The organism is Varibaculum cambriense DSM 15806 (assembly GCF_000420065.1).
GTDB classification, from domain to species: domain Bacteria; phylum Actinomycetota; class Actinomycetes; order Actinomycetales; family Actinomycetaceae; genus Varibaculum; species Varibaculum cambriense.
This window is the reverse complement of the sequence record NZ_ATUF01000002.1, coordinates 1,053,136-1,077,591: the sequence shown is the minus strand read 5'-3', so window position 1 is coordinate 1,077,591 and position 24,456 is coordinate 1,053,136. Positions and strand designations below refer to the sequence as shown.

At 47.1% G+C, this 24,456-nt stretch carries 18 protein-coding genes; 10 read left to right on the top strand and 8 right to left on the bottom strand.

The annotated features are described in order from the left end of the window. The first annotated feature begins 51 nt into the window (after nucleotides 1-51). From F605_RS09960 to F605_RS0104780, 7 genes are all read left to right on the top strand, one after another. Nucleotides 52-1,314, top strand: coding sequence for an oligosaccharide flippase family protein (locus F605_RS09960; protein WP_022864771.1), 1,263 nt, complete (start codon nucleotides 52-54; stop codon nucleotides 1,312-1,314). A gap of 41 nt (nucleotides 1,315-1,355) precedes the next feature. Then, a complete protein-coding gene (gene wecB / locus F605_RS0104805; RefSeq protein WP_022864770.1) occupies nucleotides 1,356-2,426 on the top strand; it encodes a non-hydrolyzing UDP-N-acetylglucosamine 2-epimerase in 1,071 nt (356 codons plus the stop codon). 233 nt (nucleotides 2,427-2,659) lie between these two features. Then, nucleotides 2,660-4,252 carry an asparagine synthase-related protein gene (locus F605_RS0104800; protein ID WP_156005265.1) on the top strand — a complete coding sequence of 531 codons (1,593 nt, stop codon included), beginning with the start codon at nucleotides 2,660-2,662 and terminating at the stop codon, nucleotides 4,250-4,252. Between the two features lie 102 nt (nucleotides 4,253-4,354). Continuing rightward, nucleotides 4,355-5,494 (top strand): glycosyltransferase family protein, encoded by a 1,140-nt coding sequence (locus tag F605_RS0104795; RefSeq protein ID WP_022864768.1) that lies wholly within the window; start codon nucleotides 4,355-4,357, stop codon nucleotides 5,492-5,494. A gap of 22 nt (nucleotides 5,495-5,516) precedes the next feature. Beyond that, complete coding sequence (locus tag F605_RS0104790; RefSeq protein WP_022864767.1) at nucleotides 5,517-7,001, top strand: hypothetical protein; 1,485 nt, start codon at nucleotides 5,517-5,519, stop codon at nucleotides 6,999-7,001. A 51-nt stretch (nucleotides 7,002-7,052) separates the two neighbouring features. After that, nucleotides 7,053-8,183 carry a glycosyltransferase family protein gene (locus F605_RS09955; RefSeq protein ID WP_022864766.1) on the top strand — a complete coding sequence of 377 codons (1,131 nt, stop codon included), beginning with the start codon at nucleotides 7,053-7,055 and terminating at the stop codon, nucleotides 8,181-8,183. Next, nucleotides 8,183-9,403, top strand: a complete 1,221-nt coding sequence (locus F605_RS0104780) for a glycosyltransferase family protein (RefSeq protein ID WP_022864765.1) — start codon at nucleotides 8,183-8,185, stop codon at nucleotides 9,401-9,403. Before F605_RS09955 ends, F605_RS0104780 begins: the two co-directional genes overlap by 1 nt. Before the next feature lie 13 nt (nucleotides 9,404-9,416). Here the strand turns inward: F605_RS0104780 and F605_RS0104775 are convergent, their stop codons facing one another. After that, nucleotides 9,417-10,598 (bottom strand): glycosyltransferase family 4 protein, encoded by a 1,182-nt coding sequence (locus F605_RS0104775; RefSeq protein ID WP_022864764.1) that lies wholly within the window; start codon nucleotides 10,596-10,598, stop codon nucleotides 9,417-9,419. Nucleotides 10,599-10,985: 387 nt separating this feature from the next. Here F605_RS0104775 and F605_RS0104770 point away from each other — a divergent pair, with 387 nt between their 5' ends. Continuing rightward, on the top strand, nucleotides 10,986-12,089 hold the full coding sequence (locus tag F605_RS0104770; RefSeq protein WP_022864763.1) for an acyltransferase: 1,104 nt from the start codon (nucleotides 10,986-10,988) through the stop codon (nucleotides 12,087-12,089). A 49-nt stretch (nucleotides 12,090-12,138) separates the two neighbouring features. Here the strand turns inward: F605_RS0104770 and F605_RS0104765 are convergent, their stop codons facing one another. The 3 genes from F605_RS0104765 to F605_RS11300 all read right to left on the bottom strand — a co-directional run bounded on the left by F605_RS0104765 (nucleotide 12,139) and on the right by F605_RS11300 (nucleotide 14,873). After that, nucleotides 12,139-12,735, bottom strand: a complete 597-nt coding sequence (locus tag F605_RS0104765) for an acyltransferase (RefSeq protein ID WP_022864762.1) — start codon at nucleotides 12,733-12,735, stop codon at nucleotides 12,139-12,141. 65 nt (nucleotides 12,736-12,800) lie between these two features. Beyond that, nucleotides 12,801-13,415, bottom strand: coding sequence for a hypothetical protein (locus F605_RS0104760; protein ID WP_022864761.1), 615 nt, complete (start codon nucleotides 13,413-13,415; stop codon nucleotides 12,801-12,803). 48 nt (nucleotides 13,416-13,463) lie between these two features. Next, nucleotides 13,464-14,873 carry an NlpC/P60 family protein gene (locus tag F605_RS11300; protein WP_244865160.1) on the bottom strand — a complete coding sequence of 470 codons (1,410 nt, stop codon included), beginning with the start codon at nucleotides 14,871-14,873 and terminating at the stop codon, nucleotides 13,464-13,466. A gap of 645 nt (nucleotides 14,874-15,518) precedes the next feature. Between F605_RS11300 and F605_RS0104750 the strand changes: the two genes are divergently transcribed. After that, the gene (locus F605_RS0104750; RefSeq protein ID WP_156005262.1) at nucleotides 15,519-15,818 is read left to right on the top strand and encodes a hypothetical protein; all 300 of its coding nucleotides are present in this window, start codon (nucleotides 15,519-15,521) and stop codon (nucleotides 15,816-15,818) included. Between the two features lie 663 nt (nucleotides 15,819-16,481). Here the strand turns inward: F605_RS0104750 and F605_RS0104740 are convergent. Continuing rightward, on the bottom strand, nucleotides 16,482-18,419 hold the full coding sequence (locus F605_RS0104740; RefSeq protein ID WP_022864758.1) for an acyltransferase family protein: 1,938 nt from the start codon (nucleotides 18,417-18,419) through the stop codon (nucleotides 16,482-16,484). Between the two features lie 134 nt (nucleotides 18,420-18,553). Between F605_RS0104740 and F605_RS0104735 the strand changes: the two genes are divergently transcribed. After that, nucleotides 18,554-19,855 carry a nucleotide sugar dehydrogenase gene (locus tag F605_RS0104735; protein ID WP_022864757.1) on the top strand — a complete coding sequence of 434 codons (1,302 nt, stop codon included), beginning with the start codon at nucleotides 18,554-18,556 and terminating at the stop codon, nucleotides 19,853-19,855. An 8-nt stretch (nucleotides 19,856-19,863) separates the two neighbouring features. Here F605_RS0104735 and F605_RS0104730 read toward each other — a convergent pair whose 3' ends face one another. The 3 genes from F605_RS0104730 to F605_RS09940 form a co-directional block, all read right to left on the bottom strand. After that, nucleotides 19,864-21,939 carry a DUF6541 family protein gene (locus tag F605_RS0104730; protein ID WP_022864756.1) on the bottom strand — a complete coding sequence of 692 codons (2,076 nt, stop codon included), beginning with the start codon at nucleotides 21,937-21,939 and terminating at the stop codon, nucleotides 19,864-19,866. A 108-nt stretch (nucleotides 21,940-22,047) separates the two neighbouring features. Then, nucleotides 22,048-23,247: a glycosyltransferase family 2 protein gene (locus F605_RS0104725; protein WP_081639115.1), complete on the bottom strand. Its 1,200-nt coding sequence runs from the start codon at nucleotides 23,245-23,247 to the stop codon at nucleotides 22,048-22,050. After that, a complete protein-coding gene (locus tag F605_RS09940; RefSeq protein ID WP_051132090.1) occupies nucleotides 23,213-24,328 on the bottom strand; it encodes a glycosyltransferase family 2 protein in 1,116 nt (371 codons plus the stop codon). The genes F605_RS0104725 and F605_RS09940 overlap by 35 nt, the downstream gene beginning before the upstream one ends. Nucleotides 24,329-24,456 lie beyond the last annotated feature (128 nt).

The window sequence follows — 24,456 nt, the reverse complement described above, 5'->3', positions numbered from 1 at the left end:
TACGGTGTATGAATCATCTTGCATAGATTATTAGAGGCACTTCTCCGACCGGTGAGGCGCAGCAAGTTTATTAGCCAGGTTCTTACCCTGGTCACTGGAACAGCTTTGGCTCAGGCGGTAGGAATCGCGCTGTCTATTCCCCTGGCACGTCTTTACACCCCTGATGATTTTGGACATTTTGCTATATTTACCGCTATCACTAGCTTTGCGGCGGCCTTTGCTGCCTTGCGCTATGACCTGGCAATCGTTCTGCCAAAATCAGATGCAGTGGCGAAACAAGTTCACCGCCTGGCCCGCAGATGCATTTTCGTAATCTCGGTTCTGACTTCGCTGCTATGCATCGCCGGCTCGGGATGGCTTGGTAGCACCTACCACTCCCAGCAGTTGACAATTTGTCTCTTCTTTTCTGGTATTTCAGTCTATGAGGTAGCAGAACTTGCCAATGTGCAGTATTGGCTCACCCGTAAAACTGACTACAAGTTAATAGCCCAAAACCGGGTCATCCAAACTACTGGGGTGGCTGTACTACAGCTGGTCTTCTTTTTCATCTTCCCCTCGGTGGTGGGATTATTCCTTGGAACAATCACTGGACAGGCTCTGGCGCTGTTCATACTACTCTGGAAAACTCGCAAAGAACTGCGTCGTGCTCCTTCAGAAGATATCCCGTCTATGCGCAGCCTCGCGGTTCGCTATCGAAAAATGCCGTTACTAAATGGCCCCAATGCGCTCGTGGAAGGTATTCGCAACAATGGAATGAGTCTTATAGTTGGTCTAGCAGGTGCTGGGATTTTGGGGCAATTCACCAAAGCGCAGGGAATCTTGCAAGTCCCAATGGGGTTTATAACCGCTTCAGTTACTCAGGTGTTTTACCAACGTTTATCTACTGCCAAGCCTGGAGAAATGACACCTCTGGTAAGGGCAGTCAGTAAAAAACTAATACTGTTTGCTATTCCGATTTTTGCCCTCGTTTTTCTACTGGCACCGTGGCTATTCGTGTTTCTCTTCGGTCCGCAATGGGATCAAGCCGGATACTATGCACGTGCCCTTACCCCTTGGATCTTGGTAACAGTAGTTACTTCTCCTGTCTCTAATATCTATTTAGCAACAGAAACTCAGGGACGAATGTTAGTTTTCTCCATAGTTTATTGCACTATTCCCTTGTTAATTTTAGCTTTCTCTCCTCTCCCCATGCTGCAAACCGTAACCATCATGAGCCTAACTATGGCCGCGATGTTGCTCTTTATGCTGGGAATGGCGTTTGACGTTGCTAAGAAGTTTGATCGCGGTCTGTTGAAAACTAAACCCGCCACCTAGTCTAGATTCTCTCCTGGTACAGTTAAACATAGAATGGCCCTATGAAGGTTCTGTCTATAGTTGGTGCACGCCCTCAGTTCGTTAAACTTGCCCCCATCGCGAAGGCGATGGAAAAGCAGGGGGTGGAACATATCATTGTCCACACCGGACAGCATTATGACCCGATGCTATCGGACGTGTTCTTCCGTGACCTGGGTATCCCCTCCCCAGATGAGCATTTGGGGATAGGCAGTGGAAACCACGGTGAGCAAACCGGAAAAATGTTGATCGCAATCGAACCGGTCTTGCAGAAATATCAACCGGATTGGGTGTTAGTTTACGGGGACACGAACTCTACCCTGGCAGCAGCGGTGGCAGCGGTGAAACTACATCTACCGTTAGCCCACTTGGAGGCCGGGCTACGCTCTTTTAATCGCCGAATGCCTGAAGAACACAACCGGGTTTTAACCGACCACGCCGCTGACCTGTTACTGGCTCCCACTACTGTCGCAGCCGAGCATTTACGTAACGAAGGTCTAGCGGAGCGCACCGTAGTCGTCGGAGACGTAATGACCGATGTGGTTTTGCAGGTTAAGGAACAGGTCAAGGATAAACCATCCCCGATTATGGAAGAGTTTGGTTTTTCTGAGGGCGCCTATAGGCTGGCCACGATTCACCGCCCTGATAACACTGACTATAAAGAGCGCCTCGAACGGATTCTTGATTCCTTGGCTGACCTGGATCTACCGACAGTTATTTTGGCGCATCCGCGGCTGGTGGCGAAGTGTAAAGAACATGGCATTGAACTGGGACGCAGGAATCTACTTGCACATCGTCCTCTCGCCTATCCGGAACTGGTAGCCTCCGCCCTTCATTCGGCGGGAGTAGTAACAGATTCGGGGGGGCTACAAAAGGAGGCATTCCTACTGGGAACCATGTGTACCACGGTGCGTCCGGAAACCGAGTGGGTAGAAACCGTAGAACTTGGGTGGAACCAGCTAGTTGAGCCCGGTGCTCCCCTGATAGAGGCCGCACAACGGCCTCAAGCTGAAACTACAAGTGCAACTCCCTACGGGGATGGTAAAGCCGCTGAGAAAGTTGTGGATATGCTGTTTAATAGTTACTCTGCATGAGAAGCCCCCCCATCACGGGGAACGTGTCCTTAGCTATAATTAGGCGCAGGAATGTGCGCCTAATTATTTTTAAGAGATAGCTTTGTTATGGAATTGTAGAATGGGGAATCCCCTACTGCGGAGAAACAGGGAAGAACGTGATTATCCGCCAACCAATAAGTTCTAGCCTGCATCTTATAAGGTAGGCAATACAAGAATTCCTAAGTGCAACACGCGATCCGACTGGAAGAAAAGTGCGAAACACCGAACTGATATTAAAATCTCCACATTGGCACACTACAAACGCTGGCAAACGACATGTTTGGTCGATGATTGCTCCTACCCCGCAGCAAGTTGCAGCGCTCCCCGCGGAACTGACCGAAGATTCTTTAGTTGGTTTACCAGGGCATTGGACAATCATCGATGAGCACGATGGGAAAATAGTGATAGCAACCGACCGCACCCGCTCCCACCCTCTATGTTTCACCTACCAAGATGGGCGTTGGCTGATTACCGACGACATAGAAACTTTGCGTTACCAGATTCTTTGGGAAAGCGACCGTGAGCAAAATACTGTCTTTGAGTGCACCGGTTTCACTCTAGGATCGTCAACTCTTGTGGCTAATGTTTCAGCTACCCAGGCAGCCGAATGTTTATCTCTCTCCTCAGATGGGCAGGTAACGCGCAGGCCTTTATTCTCCTATAACTACTCAGAACATCCGGTATCCACTCCTGCAGAGTTGGAGAAGATATTTTCTGATTCTCTGGATACAGTTTTAACTCGGTTACTTGAAAATTCTAAAGGACGCCAACTAGTTATTCCCCTATCTGGTGGACTTGACTCGAGACTATTAGCAGCATGGCTGAAAAAGTTAGAAGCCCCAAACATAAAAACCTTTACCTACGGCAAGCCTGACTCCCCCGAAACCTCTATTTCTGAACAGGTAGCTCGGGCTCTAGAACTTGAGTGGTTCAACGTGACGCTTAATCCGCAGAGAGTTCGCCAGGCTTGGCGCAGCCACTCAGGTGATTTCTTACGTGCCACCTGGAGGGGCACTTCACTCCCCCACGTTCAGGACTGGTACGCCCTATCGGTTATGCGTCAAAACGGATTAGTCGACGAGGACGCAATCTTCCTACCTGGGCATACCATAGTGGGGAATACCCACAATGAAGAGTTGATTACCAATCACGCTGATTTTTCCCAAATTCAGCAGGCGTTGCTGGCTCATCACACCTTTCTTCAAGGACGCAGCTCTAAGGTAGGCAAGACTAGTGCTTGGAGAGATGCCTTACAGGAAGCAATTGAGTATGTAAATTACCCAAAGGGCGCACGCAGCACTCAGGAACTCATTGAATGGTTCAACATTAAAGAACGGCAAGCCAAATATATAAACAATTCAATGTGCAGTTACGAGTATTTCAATTATTCCTGGGCTCTGCCCATGCTAGAACCCGAAGTTTGGAATGCGCTTTTACAGGGAAGCGAGACCCTAACCATTGACCGCAAATGGTATGCCGACTTCACCAGTAGGATTTATGCCGAGCAATCGGGTAAGGAAGTGAACTACTTTCACGCTTCTGAAACCCAGATGAATGCCCGTTTAAAAGATGTTCTATTGAAAATTATGCGCTACAGCCACGCAGATAAAGTTCTTAACCGATACCGCTCTATTCAGGTAATGCTTGATCACCCAATGGCTTTTGAAGCCCTCACTCCCTCTCGAAAAACCGGGCAGCTATGCAAGATGCTAAGTGGTGCTTCCACCTTAGGCCTGTGGACAAAAGCATTTACTAGCGGAAACTGGGGGGAAGACACCCTCATCCCGCCAAGATGTAATGGGTAATTCATTATTAACTGTTTCTTCCAACAGCAAATGTAGCGGCAGGATTGCTGTTAACAGCTATCTAATACCTAATAAGCATATTGGTTCGATATATTTGAAGATATGAGCGAAAAACAAATACTGGTGATTTCCTTTTCGAACATTGCCAAGGATGCTCGGGTGCTACGGGAACTAAGCGCAATCAGCCCTTTCGGTCACGTGACCTCTATTGGTTATGGATCGAAACCAGCCTTTGTAGATGAGCATTTACAGATAGCTGACCAGTATCCCTCGCTGCCGCAAACGCCGCTAGGCGTTTTAAAATTGGCGTTGCATATGCATAAAGCGGCCGAATTAGCGGCTCCCGGCAATAAAGAAGCGATCCGTCTTTTAGGGGATCGCACGTTTGATGCTGTAGTCGCCAATGACGCTCGCGCGCTACCTCTAGCCTTTCACGTGGCTCGCGGAAAGCCTATTTGGGCGGATATGCATGAGTGGGCGCCCGCAGAACGCACACACGTTACCTCTTGGCGGTTGTTAGTTGCTCCCTTAATGACTCATATTTGCAAGAAATATCTTCCCAAGTGCCAGGCAGTTAGCACTGTTGGACGCGAGATCGTTAAGTTATATGACAAAAATTTCGGAGTACGTCCGACCTTAATTCGAAACGCGGCACCTTTTGCAGACCTAACTCCCTCACAAAACCCGAGCGATGGTCCGATTCGGCTGGTTCACTCAGGTGGTGCGGTTCCAGGGCGGGCTCTAGAAACCACTATTAACGCTGTTGCTGCTGCCGGAAAACGCTTTACCCTGGATCTTTATTTGGTGCCCGCAAATGATGGAGGAAAATATTTACGCAAGCTGAAAACTCTTGCGCAAGAATCTGACAATATCTTTTTTCGTGATCCGGTGAAACCTGCAGAGCTTCCTCAAGTTCTAAATCGATATGATGTTGGGGTGTTCTGGATTCCGCCCTTTAATATGAATGCACGTTACACCTTGCCTAATAAGATTTTTGACTTCATTCAGGCACGTCTAGCTATTGCAGTAGGCCCGACAAAAGAGATGGCAGATATCGTAGAGGAATTCCAGGTAGGCGTAGTATCCTCTGGGTTCTCAAAAGAAAATATTGTCGAAACACTTCGCTCGCTTGAGCGAGAACAGATTATTAGGTTTAAACATAATACGAATGCTGCTGCCCGGGCTCTCTGTTTCGAAAATGAAGCGAAAAACATTGAACAGATTATGGAATCGCTACTCTAGGCATATCTAAGGATATTTATATATGACTTTGCAAACCTTAACCCAAAAAGATGTACTCACGACGGCGGTTTTCACCTATTCGCTAACTTCTAGCCCCGACCCAGATTTTTCACGTCACCAACCAATATCCGATAAAGCAATCCTAAATTACACACCGAATACTTCGGTATTGACTGGTGCGGATGAAAAAAACGGAACAGAGGTTTTCATCGTCGGGTTATGTATTGATTCGCGTGCTCAGCTAACACGTGAAGAAATCCCCAATTATCTTGCGAATATTTCCCCCGAAAAAACAGTAGAAAAAATATATGCTGCGGCGGGACGCTTCGCCGGTAAATACATTGTTATCGTAAAAATTAACGACAGGCTGTGGCTGTGGGGAGATGCCTCCTGTACGCTGGCAACCTACTATGCAACTGATCGCAACTCTTTAGCTGTTGCTGTCACTAAACCATTAGTAGAGCGACAAGTGGTGGCATTAACTGATGAAAGATGGAATAAACTTTCTGCTGGTGTTCCATCTGGTCAACCCTATCCTGCGGATTCCACCGCTGCGAAGAATATCAGGATGCTGTTGCCAAACCATCTACTAGATTTACAAACTATGCGAGCAATTCGCCAACCCTGGCCGTACAAGCCACACCAGAATAACGCGGAAGAAATAATTGAAGACACCTTTATAACCGCACAGAATATATTCAAGGAATATTCTCACCACTACGACCTGGTATGTCCCTTGACTGCTGGCTATGATAGTCGACTAAACATGGCGATAGGGAAAACGGTAAATCCAGAGCTTCCATGCTTCACTTTTCGTCATGAAGGATTCAGCGCAGATACTCCAGATTTGCTTAGGCCACAACATCTATGCGCTCAATACAGGCTATCGCACAAGGTGATACAAGATCTTGAAATGCCACTTGAAGAACGAAAGATTCTTCGAAGCTTAGCTGGCGAAGATGCAACTGACTATGCCTTTTCTCTGGCATACACGTACAGACAAAGTTTCGGTTCCAGCGCTTGGCTCAACGGCAATATCATTGATCAAGTTGGTAAAAGCGTAACCGGCAACGCCATTCCTACTCGTTTAGCAGGACCTCGTTTTATTCGTGCGCGCCTTTACAATTCGAGCAACACTAGTCTACAAATTCTTAAAAACTACCTTAACGGTATTCCCCAGTCGATGCGTAAATATACTTTCGATTTAGTAGCTCTGGAGAATGATTGCTGCCGCTGGGGAGTGCAAAGTGATATTGCCTACGGTCTAGCCGGGGTCAATATGCTAAATATTTTTAACTGCCGTGATCTAATCGCATCGTGGTCGGGTATTCCCCGGAAAATGCGGATAACTAAAGTGATACACACCGGAGTATTAGCTCGAATAGATAAACAACTGCTGACTATTCCTTTCACTCCCGAAACCACTGCGAAACGCATGGTACGGACGCATTGGCCGCTGTTTTATGTGGCTTCCTTCGCGTATGCCCGTTATAAGCGACATAGGTAGATATTTGAAGTGCCTAAGAGGGAATATAAAACTAGAGAAAGAACCTAGCTAATGTCGAAAGTTATGATTTTTCACGCTCCCTATCCCATGGAAACGAACCCGACTTCGGCCTCGCGTTTGCGTCCTTTGCGGATGAGAGAAGCATTTAAGACCCTCGGCTATGATGTCATCGACGTTTCTGGAACCACGCCGCAAAGGAGGCAGGCCTTAAAGTCCTTGCGGAAAACATTGCGGTCAGGGTTGCGCCCAGATTTTCTTTATTCTGAAAACTCCACCCAACCAAACCTCTTTGCTACCAGTATTAAAGATGGCTTTGCGCCAACTCTGGATTATCAAATAATGCGTCAGGCTCACCGGCACAATATCCCTATAGGGGTCTTTTATAGAGATATTTATTGGCGTTTCCCCCAGTTCGCGGCAAAAGATCTAATCGGTCGAATTTCGCCGCTATTACACCGCCTAGATATGTGTGGATATCAACGAAATAACGCTCACTTATTCTTGCCATCTCTAAAAATGGCGGAGGTAATGGGGCTGGATGCGTCCGACTCATTCAGTGCTCTACCGCCAGCAGGAGACGATGACAGCGTCCTCCCTCTTCCCGAGCCACTTCACCCATTGCGTCTGTTTTATGTGGGCGGGATAGGAGGTCACTACCGCCTAGATAAATTAATAAAAGCCGTAGTGGACAGCCATACTATTCAAATGGATTTAGTTACTAAAGAGCTACAATGGCAGACAGCTATCCAGGCTGATTTGAACCTGAAATCAGAAAATATCCATCCACATCACTTGGATTCTTGGCAACTGGCACCCCTGTATGCACAATCTCATATTGCGGTGTTATTGGTTGAGCCTACCACCTATTGGGACTTTGCAGCCCCAGTAAAGTTATTTGAATACATTTCCCGAGGACGCCCTATTCTGGTCAGTGCCGGAACCGAAGCGGCTCGGATAGTCAGTAAATACGATGCCGGCTGGGTAGTTGACTATGAGGACGAAGCTATTGCCAACATTTTGAGACATTTGCAAGAACATCCAGAAAAAATAGCAGAAAAAGCAACTAAAGCAGCTGCGGCAGCCCAGGAAAACACTTGGACAACCCGTGCTCATCTGGTTGCACAAACCTTATGTCCTCCTGGGGCTGCTGAATATGTAGGCGCGAAAACAGGAATCGACTGATGGCTATCAATATCACCAGAATTAGGGAAAAACTTATCTCAAAACTTCCGGCCTCATTTATATATGAGGTTGTTAAAGCCGCTGGCCCCGGCTCCTACTTATTCCCGCTGGCTACAAGGTTGCGTGGTTATCGCGCTGAACAGAACCCAAAAACTGTTACTGTCCCTAAAGCTCCAACCCGTGTCCTCATTGCCCCTTTTAATATCGCTGGGCAAGGATGGGAGCTGGCGCGAGCGTTAGAAGCCAACCTTAGTGATGTGGCGGCTCATGCGATGACCGTTGATTTTGGAGGAGTCTTTAGTTTCACTGCAGATAGCAAGGTAAGTTACGGAACCTACGCGCTGTCTAAAGAATGGGCTAAGAAACAGTTTGAGCGAGTATGCGGGTTTACTCATGTATTAATCGAGGCAGAGAATTCGCTATTTGGGCGGTTATTCAATTTCGACGTACGCCGGGAAGTACGTGCGTTGCAGGAACAAGGCATAGCGGTTGCCTTTCTATCTCACGGATCTGACACTCGCAGCCCGATTGGTCACGCCAAACGCCACGAATGGTCGCCTTTCGCAAATACAAATCAACAAACCGTTTTGCTGCAACGCAAAGCAGATGCCAATCGCGAATTAATCGAGTCCCTAGGGCTACCGATTTTTGTGACTACTCCCGATTTGTTGGACGATCTCCCAAATGCTCACTGGTGTCCCCTAGTAGTAAAACCAGAACAATGGATAACTAGGCAAGCCGTTCCCACAGTGCACTCACCCCTCAGAGTTGGGCACATCCCCAGCAGACGATGGTTGAAGGGCACCGAGTATATTCGTCCTATTTTTGATGAACTTTCAGGCTCTGGGTTAATTGAGTCAAAGCTGCTTGAGGGAATTCCACGAGCAGCTATGCCCAAGATTCTCTCAGGTTTAGATGTCTTGGTTGAGCAATTAACTTTAGGCTCCTATGGGGTAACCGCACTGGAAGCTATATGTTCAGGATGCCTAGCAGTTGCAAATGTTAGTCCGCATGTGCGAAAAGTTATTAAGCAACAAACTGGCATTGAATCAGCTATCGTCCAAGCAGATCCAGATACTCTTGTCGAAGTATTAAAGTCACTCGCGGATGATTCCATGCGAGAAAACTTGCTGAAAGCCCAGAAAGAATACGTTGCCAAGGTTCACACTGGGACTATGAGTGCTAAAGTATTGGAAACTGAGTGGCTGAAGCGCAGATAGGTTTTAACCAAAATTACTTGACAGAGTTATTTTTTAAAACTTGAGCAACTTTCTGGCTACTCTTAGCTAAAGATTTGTTTTCTAGCACCCATTTTCTCAGTTGTACGGGACTTACAATACTAGAGCTTGAATTAATGATTTCCTGAAAGGTCCTTGCCACGCTGATAGCAGAGTAATTTGCGCAAATTCCGAGGCTATGAGCCTCAATATCTTCGCGTGCCGGTCCCGGTCCCGCATAAATCACTGGAGTTCCACACGCTAAGGTAGAGAGCACTTTCGTGGGGTAAGCATGGTCATATCCAGCTCCGGCTTTAATGGAAACCAACCCAGCGTCCGCACCCGCGATCCAGCGCGCAGTTTCACCTGGAGGCAGCGTTTCCAGGACATGCGCCCGTCCATTTAGTTCCGGTTTTGCTGCCTGTTCTCTTAGTAAATCCCAGTCACTGCCTTTACCGAGGAACACCAGATGGTGAGGAATTTTGTCGATGACCTGAGCTAGAGCAGATATAAAGATGCTAGCACCTTGCCATTCGGAGGCGGTGCCCGTGTAAATAAAATAGGGTGCGTCCCCTAAACCATTATCTTCTCTCTCGACACGGGATAACGGCTCAACTTCATTGGTAAAGGTATCGGTATCTATTCCATTAGGAATCAGATGAACCGATTTTGCACCCATTGCTCGCGCAGTCTCAGCGATCTCTTCATTAACTGCGATGACAGCCACTGCTCCCCGCACCGCAAAAGCCTCCAGAGCTTTTACTGCTTTCACAACTATCTTCGGGGCGAAAGACGCACTGGCTGCTCCCCATAGATCTGGCAGATAATACACATAGGGAACACCCAGGAGTTTACTGGCAATCCGCATGAAAAACCCTGTGGTAGGCGGAGGTTCCACTAAGGTCACGGTAGCGCGAGGTGAAAATAAGACTCGAAAAAATGCGGGAATATCGAAACTAAGGTACTGCAGGTATCCACGTACGTAACCTTCTTTATCGCGCAGTACCGGGAAACGCCGTACCCGGTCGTGATCGGCAACTTGCAGACCCGATGGCGCTGTAGTGGTCACTACCTCGACTTCTATGCCCTTTTCCCGTAGAGCCTTGGCTACCCCCGCCAAGCGAAACGAGGCCGCTGCTGCTTCCGGCAAATAAATCCGAGAAACTATCCGAATGAAGTTACAACGTCTATTCACCATAACACTCTCTCATATTTTCCTTTGCGGCTAACTATTATGCGTCCCACTCTCCATAGTTTTAGAATTAAGAATTACTGGATATCCGAAATATTATCCAAATGGAAGTAGCCCGCTAATTTTTACCTAATGAGGCAATATTCTAAATGAATATTTTTGCGTTTCCCCCTTGAGATAGGTTCCCCCATGGCTTGTCATTGTACGTCATCCATTAAACAAATTGGTAGAGAGTTCATCATGCTCTATACAGGCATTAGACCATTAGCGTAACTACGAAGCCCATAGAGAACGATGTCTCTCCATTGTAGACTGATTAACAAACGAATTTCTTAAATGATAAGTGGAGCGGATGGCAATACGCCTATTTAAAAAATTTCCTTAGGAATAACAATGACTGACGATTCTTCAAACCGGTTAATCTGGGCTGATGCCCTCAAGGTATTTGCGTGTTTGTTTGTTGCCTGTTTACACAGTAGCGCATTGGCACTCACCGCTTTTTCAGCAGCTCCTCCCCTAGTAGGAACCGCCAACTGGTGGATGCTAGTAATCCTCAACTCAATCTCTAGGTTTGCTGTACCCGTTTTCTTGATGGTAACTGGAGTTTTTCTCCTTTCCCCAAAAAGAAAAATTGCTGGGAAAAAACTGTTTTCCTATATTCGCCGGATCTCCTTTGCACTCATTGTTACCTCCCTAGCCTGGGCAACAATTGAACTCAGCTGTGGACTACCAAATCAAGAACAAACATTTCATTCATTTCTGCGCATTACGCTCGAAACTCCTTATCATATGTGGTATTTGTGGGCGCTTCTTGGCATATATGTAATAACACCCGTCTTGAGGCAGATAGTAAAAGACAAAGTCGCCTTGATGACCTCGCTAATTGTAGGAGGCGTAATTGTTTTTGGCCACGGACTTGCGAACCAATTGGGTAACGAGGGCGCGCAGTTACTGAATCATAAAGCTATATCTTTATTAGAGCTGATTGATTCAAAGGTTTCCATCAGTCTTGCTGTAACCTTTCCTTGCATCTATGTGTTGTTAGGATACTGGTTGGCTAACACTGAATTTGATAAACGCTTCCGCAGAACCGTTTACGGCTTTTGCTTGTTTGGTTTTCTTGTAGCTGGGTGGTTAATTTGGCGAACTGATAATTTAAGTGGTTCGCACACTGCTGATGTGGGAAACAGTAACATCTTTGTTGCAGTTTATTCTGCGGCGCTGTTCACCTATTTTAAGGGAAAACAAAAATTCAGTTCACTGGTGATACTTGTAACTCGCTCGGTAAGTCCCTATCTCTTGTGGACCTACGCGATTCACGCGGTCGTGTTAGAAATGCTCCGGTTGCTAACCCCCTTAGACGCCTTCTACCGATATACAGGGATAGCCGGAGCCGGGGGTGTCGGCATACTTGTATTCGTTATAAGCGTGTTTCTAGCAAGAGTTATCAAACTGTCAAAATTTGTTCTAGGTAAATGTTTCGACAAATTGAAATAGGAATAATCCACCGTCCGTTTAAGATGGTTACTAAATAAAACTCTACAGATTAAATTTCCTGTAGCTTATTTTCGGAGACTTCACGGAAACGCCTTCCGGACTGGGGACACTCATATACGCCGTCTTCGCCCGCAACTGGCTGTAGCTTTACTCCTGCTGGCCCTACCCAGCCAATGCGGCGCGCAGGAACCCCGGCTACCAGGGCATATTCGGGAACATCTTTGGTGACTACTGAACCTGCCGCCACCAGTGACCAGGCGCCGATGGTTACCGGTGCTACGCAAACTGAGCGGGCACCAATCGCCGCTCCCCGCTTAATAGTGACCCCCACCTGTTCCCAGTCAGAAGCAGACTTAATTGAGCCGTCCTCGTTAATCGCACGCGGGAAGTGATCATTGGTCAGTACCACTGCCGGCCCGATAAACACTCCGTCCTCTAGAGAAGCCGGCTCATAAACCAGGGCATAGTTTTGCACTTTGCAGTTATCACCCATATGCACGCCCTCGCCGATATAGGCGCCGCGCCCAATGATGCAATTTCTCCCCAGCTGCGCATTTTCGCGCACCTGCGCCAAATGCCAGACGCTGGAGCCCTCCCCAATCCGGGCTTCGGGAGAAACATCTGCACTATCAACTATGCGGGTCATATAGTTACCTTTCAGTGGTTTTTTATAGGTAGTTTATCTACAAAAGTAAGCGAGCATAAAACTTCCTATCCATAGAGAACTGGCCAGGTGGGCATACACCAACTGACTTGATCCAACAGTTTATCTAGCTGCTCTGACTTCTTAACATACTCTGGGTTTTGTTCGGGAGTTTTACCTTCTTCAAGCTGCCGTTGCGCCGCCGGCCCATCGGTATATTCAGGAACCTTCCCCGAAATCAGCTGCGGTTCCAAGTCAACAATCTCGCGCATATTCTTTATTGCCTTGTTGGCTGCGTCATCTTTCCCTGCCGCTTTTTCAAACTCCGTGTAATGCTTCGGAAGAATCTGGAGAAACTTCGCCCACTCAGGTCCAGCGTTTACAGTTCCAGAGTCCGGGTCTTTTTGCTGAGACTGTATCTGGGCTACACGCCCTGTGAACGCTTTACCCTCCGGCGTTTGCTGCAATAGATTACTCAAAACCTTATCCAGGGCAGCGCACCCCTGCGAGCCGGCTCGTATATCCGGCAAGTTGGCGTTAGGTCCCACAGATGCTTTAATCTGCGGTCCGGTTGCCTGGGGAAGGGAATCGTCTGATCGAGACCACAAATACCATGCCGTTAAGAGCACCACCAACGTGAGGATGGCAGCTGCGGCGAGGACAAGACGTTTTTTACCTTGCATTGCTAGCAATAACAGCCTCCAAAAACTAACTAGGGCTGGGAATTAAACTTAGCTTGCCAACGGCCGTACAACGTAGGGAGCGATGCTACCCCAATTGTACAAACCTCGTTGCCGGGCATAACCGTAGTTAGACTCGATGATTTGGTTCGATCCTAGATAGATAGCTACGTGATAAATACCGCCACGTCCTTGCCAAAAGATCAGATCTCCTGGCTGGCGGGAGCCAAACCTGACCTTCTGCAAACGCGGGTGCGCATATAATTCTTTGGAACTGCGATAGGTAGGCGCTGCATGGGCAATGACGTTAATAGGTTGCGGATCAAGTCCTGCCCGGTAAATCGCTTGGAGAGCCAACCCGGAACAGTCGTAGCCATCTCCGTAACCACCAGCACCTCCCCAAGTATAGGGGCTTCCAACTTGGTACCTGACAAAGGAAAGCATCGCGTTAAGTCGTTGACTACGGTTGGCGTTTAAAGGCATTGGCGGCATACGGAAATTATCCATAGTCCAAGAGCGTGAAGTCATCCTTACCCAAGTCCGATAATCGACAATTCCGTTAGCTCCTACTCTAATCCGTCGCTGAAAACGCTTGACCGCATTTTCGGTACGTCCATCAAAAGTCATTCCAGCATTCAGAGGTACCCCCACGCCCATACGAGCCCGCACTTCGCGCACTTTGGTGCCGTTCCAGCCGCGGCGCGGTACCACCGTTGTTCCCGGAGCGCGAATTGCGCTGACAGGTTGCAAATACCGAGCCGGGGGACGCCAGCCGACGGCGGACGATGAAACCCTTAGAGGATACCGATACATTAGGCCAGACTGATCGACAGCAATAATCCCACCGCCAAGGGACATATCAATTGTTTGAATCTGGGACATCATGTTCCACCCAACGCCGACCATCGCAGACGAAAAAGAGGTTCCGATACTACTCGCGCGATATAAATACAAATATCCTGCGGAATCAGTCGCCAAGAAATCTGATTTACCGTTGCCATCAACATCACCCGGGCTCATGACTCTGGTGCAACTATCCCATCCATACCCAAGCCTTACTGGGGAAGAGAACTGTCCTCGAACATTTGCAAAAGGATAGATATGCATACGCCCGGTATCATCAACCGCTAAAATTCCTGGTTTATTACCGACGGTACGAGACACAAAGGTTAGGGAACGAAAACCATTCCAACCAACACCAACCTTGACACCGGCGTTGAAAGTATGCGAATTATTACGTGCCGCATAAAAGTATAAATCACCCTCTGGAGTTCGGGCTATAAGATCGGTTTTCCCATCTAGATTGACGTCCCCGGCAATAACTAAGTCAAACATTCCCCAACCGTTACCGACATCACCTACGGTGCGAAGTCCACCACTGGGAGTACCGGCGTAAAGGCGAATGATAATGTCACTATCGCGCTCAAGGAAATATAGTACGTCAGCGCGGCCGTTTCTCATGAAATTATTCATCATGAGAACCCCGTTTTTCTCCCAACCAACCCCTATCGGCTTGGGATTCCCAATCTTAAATCCGTTATAGGATGTTTTTGTCAATGGGCCTTTATCGTTCGGTGGCAAAGAGCCTGGCATTACAGTTGATCCTGTGTACGGAATCTGCAGTGGACTTCCCGCCGCCTGGGGAGTGGAGGGGTCTGAGCCAGAATCCTGCACTTCGAGACCACGGTTATCGTTATTATCGGTCGCACTGTTCGCACCTTGGGATGGATCTGGCGTGTTTACACCGTCCGTACTAGCACTTTCTGTAGATGCAGGAGGTTGCGGAGCTGGCGGAGTCGTTACTTCCGCACCGTAGGCGGGTACTGCCGCCAAGGCTAAACTTGCAGCTGCAGTAAAACACGTCAGCCCTCTAATCATTCTGCTTTTACCAGTCATAACCGAGACCTCAATCCACTACCTGTATGGGGACAATATGCAGTACATACGGTTTAGATTATATATTTTACATCATCAAGTAAAAAGGGGTACCTTATACATATTGAACACAAGATTGGATTGGTGCCTCGCGTAGTTTGTACGCATAAATTTTTGTGTTGAAGCGTCCTGGACTTCCTTTTGAGTATGTGGATTGGAAGGATCATGGTTATGCCAAAGAATTCTGATCAGGAAACCAAAGATTGGATGCTGGGCTTGGCAGAGACGCATATTTCCCCTGATGGAGAATCCTTGCGGGCTGCGCGCCAAGAGATTTCGCTTAAGCTGGAACATCGTGACGTTCAGCTCGACACTGGCTTCACTTATCGCGCCGACAAGGCAAGAGGCATGAAAATAGCGAGGAGGGTGGTCTGGCAGAGAATGATAGATTGCGTACCGAGGTTGCCGAACTACAATATATTAACCAACTTCTTTGACGCGTCGACTTTTTCGCAGCAGAACTCACCCTGAGCGTCGGAAATAAGTGTTTTTATCGATGACACAGGGATCGTTGCAGTGCCGCATTCGTTTGCGCGACGTTATTCCGGGAACGTGAAGTGTATCCCTTAGTTCGAGAGGTTATCGAGATAACACACACCGTGGTCTTCACGCAAGCACCTTACGCGATATTGTACTGGTTCAGCGCATCAAAGAAATCCTCACAAACCGAAGCCTGGCTCCTGTTAGCATTAAATCAGGCGCTTGCTCGAGCCTGTAAAACCTGGCAGTTCGTGCACCACTTAGATCCTGGTTTCCAATACGTAAATATCATCTATAGCGAAAAACTCAAAGATAAAAAGATTACATCATCAACAGTTAGTATCGGAGATTCTTACGATACTGCGCGGTGGAAAATGCTAGTGGCTCCTACAAGAACGAGCTCACTCACACTCAAAGCTGGGATGATCTTCTACCAGTCGAAATTGTAATGTATGAACGGGGTACAAGGCGGAATGAGCATCGACTCCACGAAGCATTAGTGCGCAGGACACCCTCAGAAGCCAAGACCGCGTATCGGGATCAACAGAAACACCCGCCAATAATAGAAAACAAAAGAAACGACTGAAAGCAAAGCCTAGGACAGTTCAGAGTATTACTGACCGGTTTTTATCGAACCTGAGAAGACTAACAATCCTACTGTGACTTAACCTTATCGAACTCGTGTATCACCCGTCTGCTGATTATACTGCCGAATTGTTTCATTTCGACATGGGAACCGTCGAATCGAATAAACTTTCCATCAATAGAGTCGTCACACAAGCTATCCGACCGCTGAAGTTGCTTTTTACTGCAGAATAACGAGTCTCCATCAATGGTTAAAACATCATCTCGCGTTGAAGCTACTTCTTTAACTATGCTATTGAAGTGTCGTCTATATTCGTCGTGGTAAACCATATTGACAAGGATCGGTGCTTCAAGTTCAGCTTTGCTGCGCTCGCGAGTCTTTAACCCCGGTCTTTCGGTTAAAATAACAACCACCTTAGAACCATTTTTCGTCATCCTGTCCACAGTCGCCACAAAATCTTTTTTCTGCACTTGCCAAAACAACTCAGTGTCTGGCGAAATAATTTGTCCACCGTAATATCTGTCAAGAATTTCGTAGCGCGACCACCAAAGCACATAACCTGGGTTGTAAGTGCTGATAGTTTTATCTTGAATCTCTTTCACTGAAGGGCACTCGCTATGTGTTGGTTTATCTGGATGGTAGACAAGATCAATTCCCATAGGCGAGCAAGATCCCCGCGCGGCACTGACCACTGATAGACCTTGCTCTTGCGCTTCTACTGTCAAAGTCGGCATTAGCCTCAATGGGACTGAATCGCCTACTACCATAACCATGTTAGGATCCGCTGTAGTTCCGTATAACAAGTTAAATATAGGCTTTGATATAGGTGTTCCCCCTGTAGCGCCCGCAAACACGGCTACGACTATCATTGATGCAATTCCGCTAAGTATTGTTCTCGTATCTGTCAACAACCTAGAAACCGCGCCCTCTCGAATGGGCATTTCAAGAAAGTGGAAAGAGATCGATGCAGTAGTTAACGTTAGAGAAGCAACAATGAGCGCCTTACAAGGTTCAAAACCGTTCTCCGGATTCAGAATCCAAACCGCGTAGGGCCAATGCCACAGATAAAGCCCATAAGATATCCGTCCCAGGTAACTTATTGGGGTCCAGGCTAGAATCTTCGCTTCAAAGTTATCTAGACCATATCTAATTCCCAGAATCAACGCTAGTGCAGACAAACTAAATAGCGCTGCCCCTCCTTGAAAATACAGTGTTGATGGACCATCCATGAATGAAAACAGCAGAATCATGGCTATACCGCCAATCCAAACCATGAGACGAGAATGTTTAGAAAAGACATCTTTTAATTCGGGATTGTGAGCTAATACCGAGCCCAGAGCACCGAGCATGGGCTCAAAGGCTTTTGCATCGGTACCCATGTATGCCCGATCAACCGAACTCTGTGAAAATATCGCTAACAGAATTATAGAAATAGCTATCGCTAAACATGCGAAAATACCCAATCGAAAACGGAAAACCCGCAACTGGTGATGCTCCGACTGCTGCCTGACAGCCCAAAAAACAGCTACAATTATCAAGGGCCAAATAAAATAAAACTGCTCTTCTACGGCAAGAGACCACATATGAAGTAATGGAGAGGAGGTACCATCCGATTCAAAATATGATCCGGATCCCATAAAATGCCAATTAGCCAAATAAAAAATCGTATACCAGGCATCATTGCCGATCTCAGCTTTTACATACAATAGGCCGCTTGCCCAAGACATAACAAGAACAGCGATGATAGTTAACAACGCTGCGGGCATTAATCGGGCTATACGTCTACTCCAAAAACGTTTGAGCCTCACCTTATTATGTTTACCGATATCGGATAACAGACTACTCGTGATTAAGAATCCGGACAAAACAAAAAATATATCCACGCCTATGTAACCAGCTGCCATTCGTGGTGCTGAAACATGAAATGCAATCACAAGAATGACGGCTACCGTGCGGATTCCATCCAGAGCGTCGATACGTGGTCGAGTTACCGCAGATTTTTGCATATTTGACAGTATAAACGGGAAATGAAATCCACTGGAACTCAGTAGATAACTTGCAAAATTTCCAACAAATTGAATTATCGCTATGCGGACATAGAATAATGATAATAATCCGGTTACTTAGAAGGGCTCTTGAAATGCGCGTAGCGGTTGTAGCAATGGGAAAAATCGGCTTGCCCCTGGCGGTACAGTTTGCCTCTAGTGGACAGGACGTGATTGGGGTTGATGTTAACGAGAAGACCGTTGACCTGATTAACCAAGCTAAAGAGCCCTTCCCGGGGGAAACTCACCTACAAGAAAAACTCTCTGAGCTAGTGCCTGCGGGGAAACTGCGCGCCACTACCGACTACGCGGAAGCTATTCCTAATGCAGATGCCATCGTTTTGGTGGTTCCGCTCTTTGTTAATGACGAAACCTGGCAGCCAGATTTCGGGTGGATGGATCAAGCCACCCGTTCCTTGGCGGAGCACCTGACCCCAGGAACTCTGATCTCCTACGAAACCACCCTGCCGGTGGGCACTACCCGGAACCGCTGGAAGCCCCTGATTGAAGAGATCTCTGGTTTGAAAGAGGGCGACAATTTCCACCTGGTGTTCTCTCCCGAACGGGTACTAACTGGGCGAGTATTCCAAGATTTGCGCCGCTACCCCAAGCTCGTAGGTGGACTAACTGAGGCGGGTACCCAGGCAGCCATCAAGTTCTATGAAAGCGTGCTGCAATTTGATGAGCGCCCCGACCTGCCTCGCGAAAACGGGGTTTGGGACATGGGCAACGCCGAGGCCGCAGAGATGGCAAAACTGGCAGAAACCACCTATCGTGACGTTAATATTGGGCTTGCCAACCAGTTCGCCGTCTACGCAGACAAAGTCGGTATTGACGTGCAAAAAGTAATTGATGCCTGCAACTCGCAACCATATTCCCACATTCACCGCCCCGGGATTGCGGTTGGCGGACACTGCATTCCGGTTTACCCTCGCCTGTACCTATCTACCGATCCCGATGCCTCCGTGGTTCGTACCGCGCGTACCTATAACGCCAGGATGCCCGAATATGTAGTTTCCCGCGTAGAGGAAGTGCTAGGGGATCTCAAGGGTGTCAAAGTGGTGGTACTGGGAGCTTCCTACCGGGGAGCAGTTAAAGAAACCGCATTCTCCGGAGTGTTCGCTACCGTTGACTCCTTGCGCAAGCGGGGGGCGAAGGTACTGGTTCATGACCCCATGTTTAGTGATGAGGAACTAGCGGGCTTCGGTTGGGATGCCTACCACTTTGGCGAGGAAGTTACCGCAGCTATAGTGCAGGCTGACCATGCCGAATACAAAACCATTAGCGCGAAGGATCTGCCCGGCATCAAGTTGTTATTTGATGGCCGCCGGATAACCGATCCGCAGCTGTGGAAAGGTACTCCGCGCATGGTTATTGGGGATCAGATCTCTAACTAGCTCTGTTCCTAACATCCTCGATATTTAAGCAGACGAGCTTTACCAACCGATTTTACCGGGGTTAGTAGGTCGGGATCTATTTGATCAAAGGATGGGTATTGTTTCTCAATTCCCGTAGTCCCCTCTGCTCCTGAATATGCATCACGGAGATTTAAAACATATACGTTTTTAGTTTTCAGGAAAGAACATATCTGTTTTCTTTCGCTATTCAGGTATAGCTTATTGGCTAAGAATGCTCTGCTCGGTTCCGGTGAAGTAGCATATCTCAATGTTGGGAATATTGTCCTTCTCTGACCTATTGCCCAAGCAAAGGAAGCTCCTTCCCATGGATTTCCTAGAACCACGCTATCTTTCGGGGTAAGTTTTGGTATCTGTAGAAACAGCTTTAGCTCATCTTTATCCACCAATCCCGAGTAAGTGCTTGTTGCCGTCCGGATTGCAAAAACATCACCTATCCATTCCCAGGAGTATCGAAGGCTACGGGGATTGCCAATGAAAGGCACAGTCGCCACCAGACAGACAGTCACGAGTACAGTTTGTACTTGCTTAGAAGTGCGCGGAGTAATCCATTTCCAAATTTTCTGCGCTACCCAATCAACGCCAATCGATGCAATAAGGATGGAAAACATTGCCACGGGAACATAAATCCTGGGTGAATCCGAATACCAGAGTCCCACTAAGTATTGTCGTAATTCTAGATTCTGCATCGCGTGTCCGACCAATACCAATGCAGCAAATGGTACCCAACAGAAAAATACCTCAAGATATTTTCTGCTTAGCAGCATCACTAACATTCCGATCAAAAATAAGGCAGAAATCGGCAGCATTAGTTCCGGCCGATACACCGTAAAATCAGCGTTTGGTTTACCACCCGTTAATAACAGTAATTCTTTAATTCCTGACCAATACGATCCCTGGGGTAGCCAATAAGGAGTTTGTGTTCTCATCCCTCTTATGGAAGGAACCTGATAGGTTCCCCACTCCCAGAGAGCAAATACAGCTGCACAAGCAAATGCCCACCCACTCGACACAGCAAATCTCTTTACACGAGAGCAGTCTTGATATCTGACTTTCTTCAATATCTTGAGTCTTCCATACCACCACGCAAGAACGACGAAAACAATCGCAAAGGTAAAAATGTTATTTGGCTGGCTTGCAGCTATACTTCCTATTCCCCAAAAAACAGCGACTAACCCCAGCACAAACGAGAAAAGTTTGCCTTTAATCAACCTAATTAGAATCGCGATTACAGATGGTAGAAGCGCACAGCTCAGTAAATTTGGGTAAAGGGGTCCCCAACTTAAAAAAGCGTACGGGAACTGCGGCATTGCTACTGACAAGAAAATTACAGCCAATTGGACTACCCGTGACTTAGAAATTGCGGAGGCAAGACAGAAAATCCCTAGGGGCCAAACTACAAATGCTATTACCAAAGTAACGGCATTGGTGGCGACAGTCACCGCTCCCGAGCAGGTACTAGCTACCAAAGAAACGATTCCATGCCATGCAGCCGGATAGAAACCGCCAGTTCCTGGAGTCCACAGATTAACTTTTAGAGTCGATGCATTGCCAGTCTGGAGGAACATCATCGCAAGGTTAGAGTGAAAAACATTGTCCCATAACTGAGAAAAAGCACCAGGGACTTTCACCGCCCTAGCAAAGCGAATAGTTTGAAAAATAAAGATGATTACTATCGCCACAGGAGGAAGATACAAAACAATCCTGGCTGAGCCAGTGAGGGGTTTTCCAGATTCGTGGAGCGGTGATTCGTTGTTGTTAGGACATATCTGATTATTGATCCATGAAACAAATAAAAAAAGAAAGGTAAAAATAAAACATCCCAGCAACAAAACTGGAAATCCCCAGCTAAATCCTAATTTAGGAGCTACTATTGCGGATAAGACTATTAACCCGACCGAGCCCGCCGGCGCCCAGCCCCAGAGCCAGCGGCCTCTGAGCCCAACTGCAAGTCCTAGCACCAACCCAGGTAAAAAAAGCACTAAGACAGAAAGAGAAAGTGGGATTAGAAACAGTAACCAGGAGCTAAAAAAGTTACTGACCGAAACTATTTCCAACACATCCATACTATTTTATCCCTCATAGATTGTTCTTAGATCAACATATTTACTCGTTTATTCGGGAATCCATTGTTGGTCTACCTGTTTCATTCATGCCTAAAAGGAAGACGCAATTCATTTCTTGGTCAGTCGCCACTCCGTAATTAATCGGTTATACGCTTGCGAATCCTCCAGCAGATTAAATATTTCGCTAGAGGATCCCCGTATCCGCCAGTATTCGGTTAGACTGCTAGCAGGTAAAATACGTTTCGCGATTGCACGTAGCAAGTGAATAGGAGCGAGCTTCCCAAACTTATCAACAGCCAGCAGAGTGTTGGTAGTAGGATTTTCTCTCACTCTCGCAGATAAAATAGCAAGATTTCGCAAATACCTGAAAGGATCTGTTGGGTTCAGCAAATTACGCAGAGCCATTCTAGTGGGCATATCCAGAGGAAGCTTCGTGGGATTTCCAAAGTATTTGCATACCATCTCCTTTAGCTTCTGGAGCGCCTCAACAGAATTTTTTGCGTGGAACGCATCATAGGACACAAACCCCAGGAACCATCCCAATAATTCAGCTTTATATTGAGAAAATAGCCCCATCTGGTTCCAATGTTGAAACACCTTGTCAGCTAGCAGAAGATGTTTCTCAAACATCTCAGAAGCATCTTGTATCTGCCAAAACATGGCAGATCCGGTTCTTTCAGCTCTATAGGTATAGAGCGTTTTTTCGATAGTGGCCGTCAACTCTGCTCTTGCGTATGCGTCTAAATAGAATAACTGATCTTCCCCAATCGCCAACTCCTCGTCAAAGCGTAAAGCATGCTCCTGGATGAATGAACGGGAAAAAGCTGATAGCCAAATATAGGGTCTTTCTCTAGCCTTTTTAAACAAGTTTTTATCAAACCCGTGAACCACCGACTGCTTGGGGGACAGAGCATTCCTTAACCACGGCGAAGGTTGTCCAAAGGTAATCCCGCTGGCAGCAAAGGTTAAAATATCTGGTTTATTATTGGAGAAGGCTTGTGTCACCACTTTGCAGGCACCGGGTACCAAAAAGTCATCAGCATCGACAAACATGATGATTTCACCAGATGCGGTGTCCAAACCTCGGTTACGAGCAGCGGATACACCGCTATTGGGCTGGTTGATAACAATAATGCGTGGATCTAGCTGAGCTGATATCTCTAACAGCGACGATGAAGCGTCTGTAGAACCATCGTTAATACAGATAATCTCTAAATCAGAAAAATCTTGTTTCCGGATAGACTCTAGGCATCGGGGTAGATATTTCTCGACGTTATAAACGGGTACGATTACAGATATTCTTGGCATGTTTTAGAAGCCTCTTCCCCTTATTGAATACTTTTAGCCCACCAGCATAGGCAAAGCCTACAAAGCCGCGATCTTGAATTACTCTACCAACTCGATGGCTTAAGGCTTCCCCCCGATTCCTCTCACGGTGGTATTTTTCCGGAAGAATCATAATTTTTTGCATATCCAGCAACTTCCAGGGCTCGAATAGCCGAATATCCACGTTCCCTCGGGCAAAATCATCCAGGAACATGGCGCGCCCTTTCCGTAGCACCTCTACCTTGTGCTCCTCGGCGACTCTTTCGTAGTTCCAGATCAGCGCATCGTAAAGCATTTTTACTTTTACGGGTGAAAACGTCTTCTGCTTTTCGGGATTGGCCGCCAACCAACGGCTAATCTCCCGGTACTCATTAAACAGAGCGTCTACTTTTCCGGGAGAGTTCACTGACGAATTTTCGTTATCTTGCCGGTAATGCACAAATGCATCATGCAAATAATAGGCCTTATGGGTGGAAGCCCAAACTTTAAAAGTGAAGCTGGTGTCTTGGAAAGAAGCACCGGGAGTTTCCAAAAAAGAAATTTCTTCTTCATCGAGGAAAGACTTTCGATAGATTGCAGACCAAATCGAAGGCTTGGTATAAAAAATAAATGGATCGCTGGCGGGATCAGCTATTTTTTCGCTCTTTCTCCCCGGTATTGCCTCAAAAAAGTCGTTACGCTTTGTGGGAATAGACCAGTACATCCAGAAGTTAGCTTTAACCACATCTGCTCCGGTGCTGCTAATGGCGTGGTGTAGCTTGCTAAGCGTATCTGCTTCCATGAAATCGTCTGATTCTAAAATCGCTATGTAGTCACCCTGCGCTGCTTCCAGCCCCCGGTTCATAGAAGCGCCGTACCCGGAATTCTCTTTATCAATGACTCTAAATCTTGAATCCTTGTTCAAAAATTCCTCGATAATGGTCCGAGAACCGTCTGTTGATCCATCATTAATACAGATAAACTCAGCTTGATTGAAGTCTTGTGCTTCCAAACTTCCCAAACATTCCGGCAAATATTTCTCTACGTTGTAGATAGGAATCAATACCGATAGTAGCGGTTTCATAGAGACTCCCTCCAATCCTTTCCATTTTTGGTGGACAGCATTATAAGAATCAAGACTGCTTCCCAGCGTCCGTGCTAGCCAAAGTCTTCTATTCAAGCGGTTAACACTGCAACTTTTTTACTGAATAC

Bases quoted from the DNA above. Each gene is read 5' to 3' on its own strand.
- wecB (WP_022864770.1), top strand. From the start codon at position 1,356: ATGAAGGTTCTGTCTATAGTTGGTGCACGCCCTCAGTTCGTTAAACTT.
- F605_RS0104795 (WP_022864768.1), top strand. From the start codon at position 4,355: ATGAGCGAAAAACAAATACTGGTGATTTCCTTTTCGAACATTGCCAAG.
- F605_RS0104790 (WP_022864767.1), top strand. From the start codon at position 5,517: ATGACTTTGCAAACCTTAACCCAAAAAGATGTACTCACGACGGCGGTT.
- F605_RS09955 (WP_022864766.1), top strand. From the start codon at position 7,053: ATGTCGAAAGTTATGATTTTTCACGCTCCCTATCCCATGGAAACGAAC.
- F605_RS0104780 (WP_022864765.1), top strand. From the start codon at position 8,183: ATGGCTATCAATATCACCAGAATTAGGGAAAAACTTATCTCAAAACTT.
- F605_RS0104775 (WP_022864764.1), bottom strand. From the start codon at position 10,598: ATGGTGAATAGACGTTGTAACTTCATTCGGATAGTTTCTCGGATTTAT.
- F605_RS0104770 (WP_022864763.1), top strand. From the start codon at position 10,986: ATGACTGACGATTCTTCAAACCGGTTAATCTGGGCTGATGCCCTCAAG.
- F605_RS0104765 (WP_022864762.1), bottom strand. From the start codon at position 12,735: ATGACCCGCATAGTTGATAGTGCAGATGTTTCTCCCGAAGCCCGGATT.
- F605_RS0104760 (WP_022864761.1), bottom strand. From the start codon at position 13,415: ATGCAAGGTAAAAAACGTCTTGTCCTCGCCGCAGCTGCCATCCTCACG.
- F605_RS11300 (WP_244865160.1), bottom strand. From the start codon at position 14,873: ATGAGAAACGGCCGCGCTGACGTACTATATTTCCTTGAGCGCGATAGT.
- F605_RS0104750 (WP_156005262.1), top strand. From the start codon at position 15,519: ATGCCAAAGAATTCTGATCAGGAAACCAAAGATTGGATGCTGGGCTTG.
- F605_RS0104740 (WP_022864758.1), bottom strand. From the start codon at position 18,419: ATGCAAAAATCTGCGGTAACTCGACCACGTATCGACGCTCTGGATGGA.
- F605_RS0104735 (WP_022864757.1), top strand. From the start codon at position 18,554: ATGCGCGTAGCGGTTGTAGCAATGGGAAAAATCGGCTTGCCCCTGGCG.
- F605_RS0104730 (WP_022864756.1), bottom strand. From the start codon at position 21,939: ATGGATGTGTTGGAAATAGTTTCGGTCAGTAACTTTTTTAGCTCCTGG.
- F605_RS0104725 (WP_081639115.1), bottom strand. From the start codon at position 23,247: ATGCCAAGAATATCTGTAATCGTACCCGTTTATAACGTCGAGAAATAT.
- F605_RS09940 (WP_051132090.1), bottom strand. From the start codon at position 24,328: ATGAAACCGCTACTATCGGTATTGATTCCTATCTACAACGTAGAGAAA.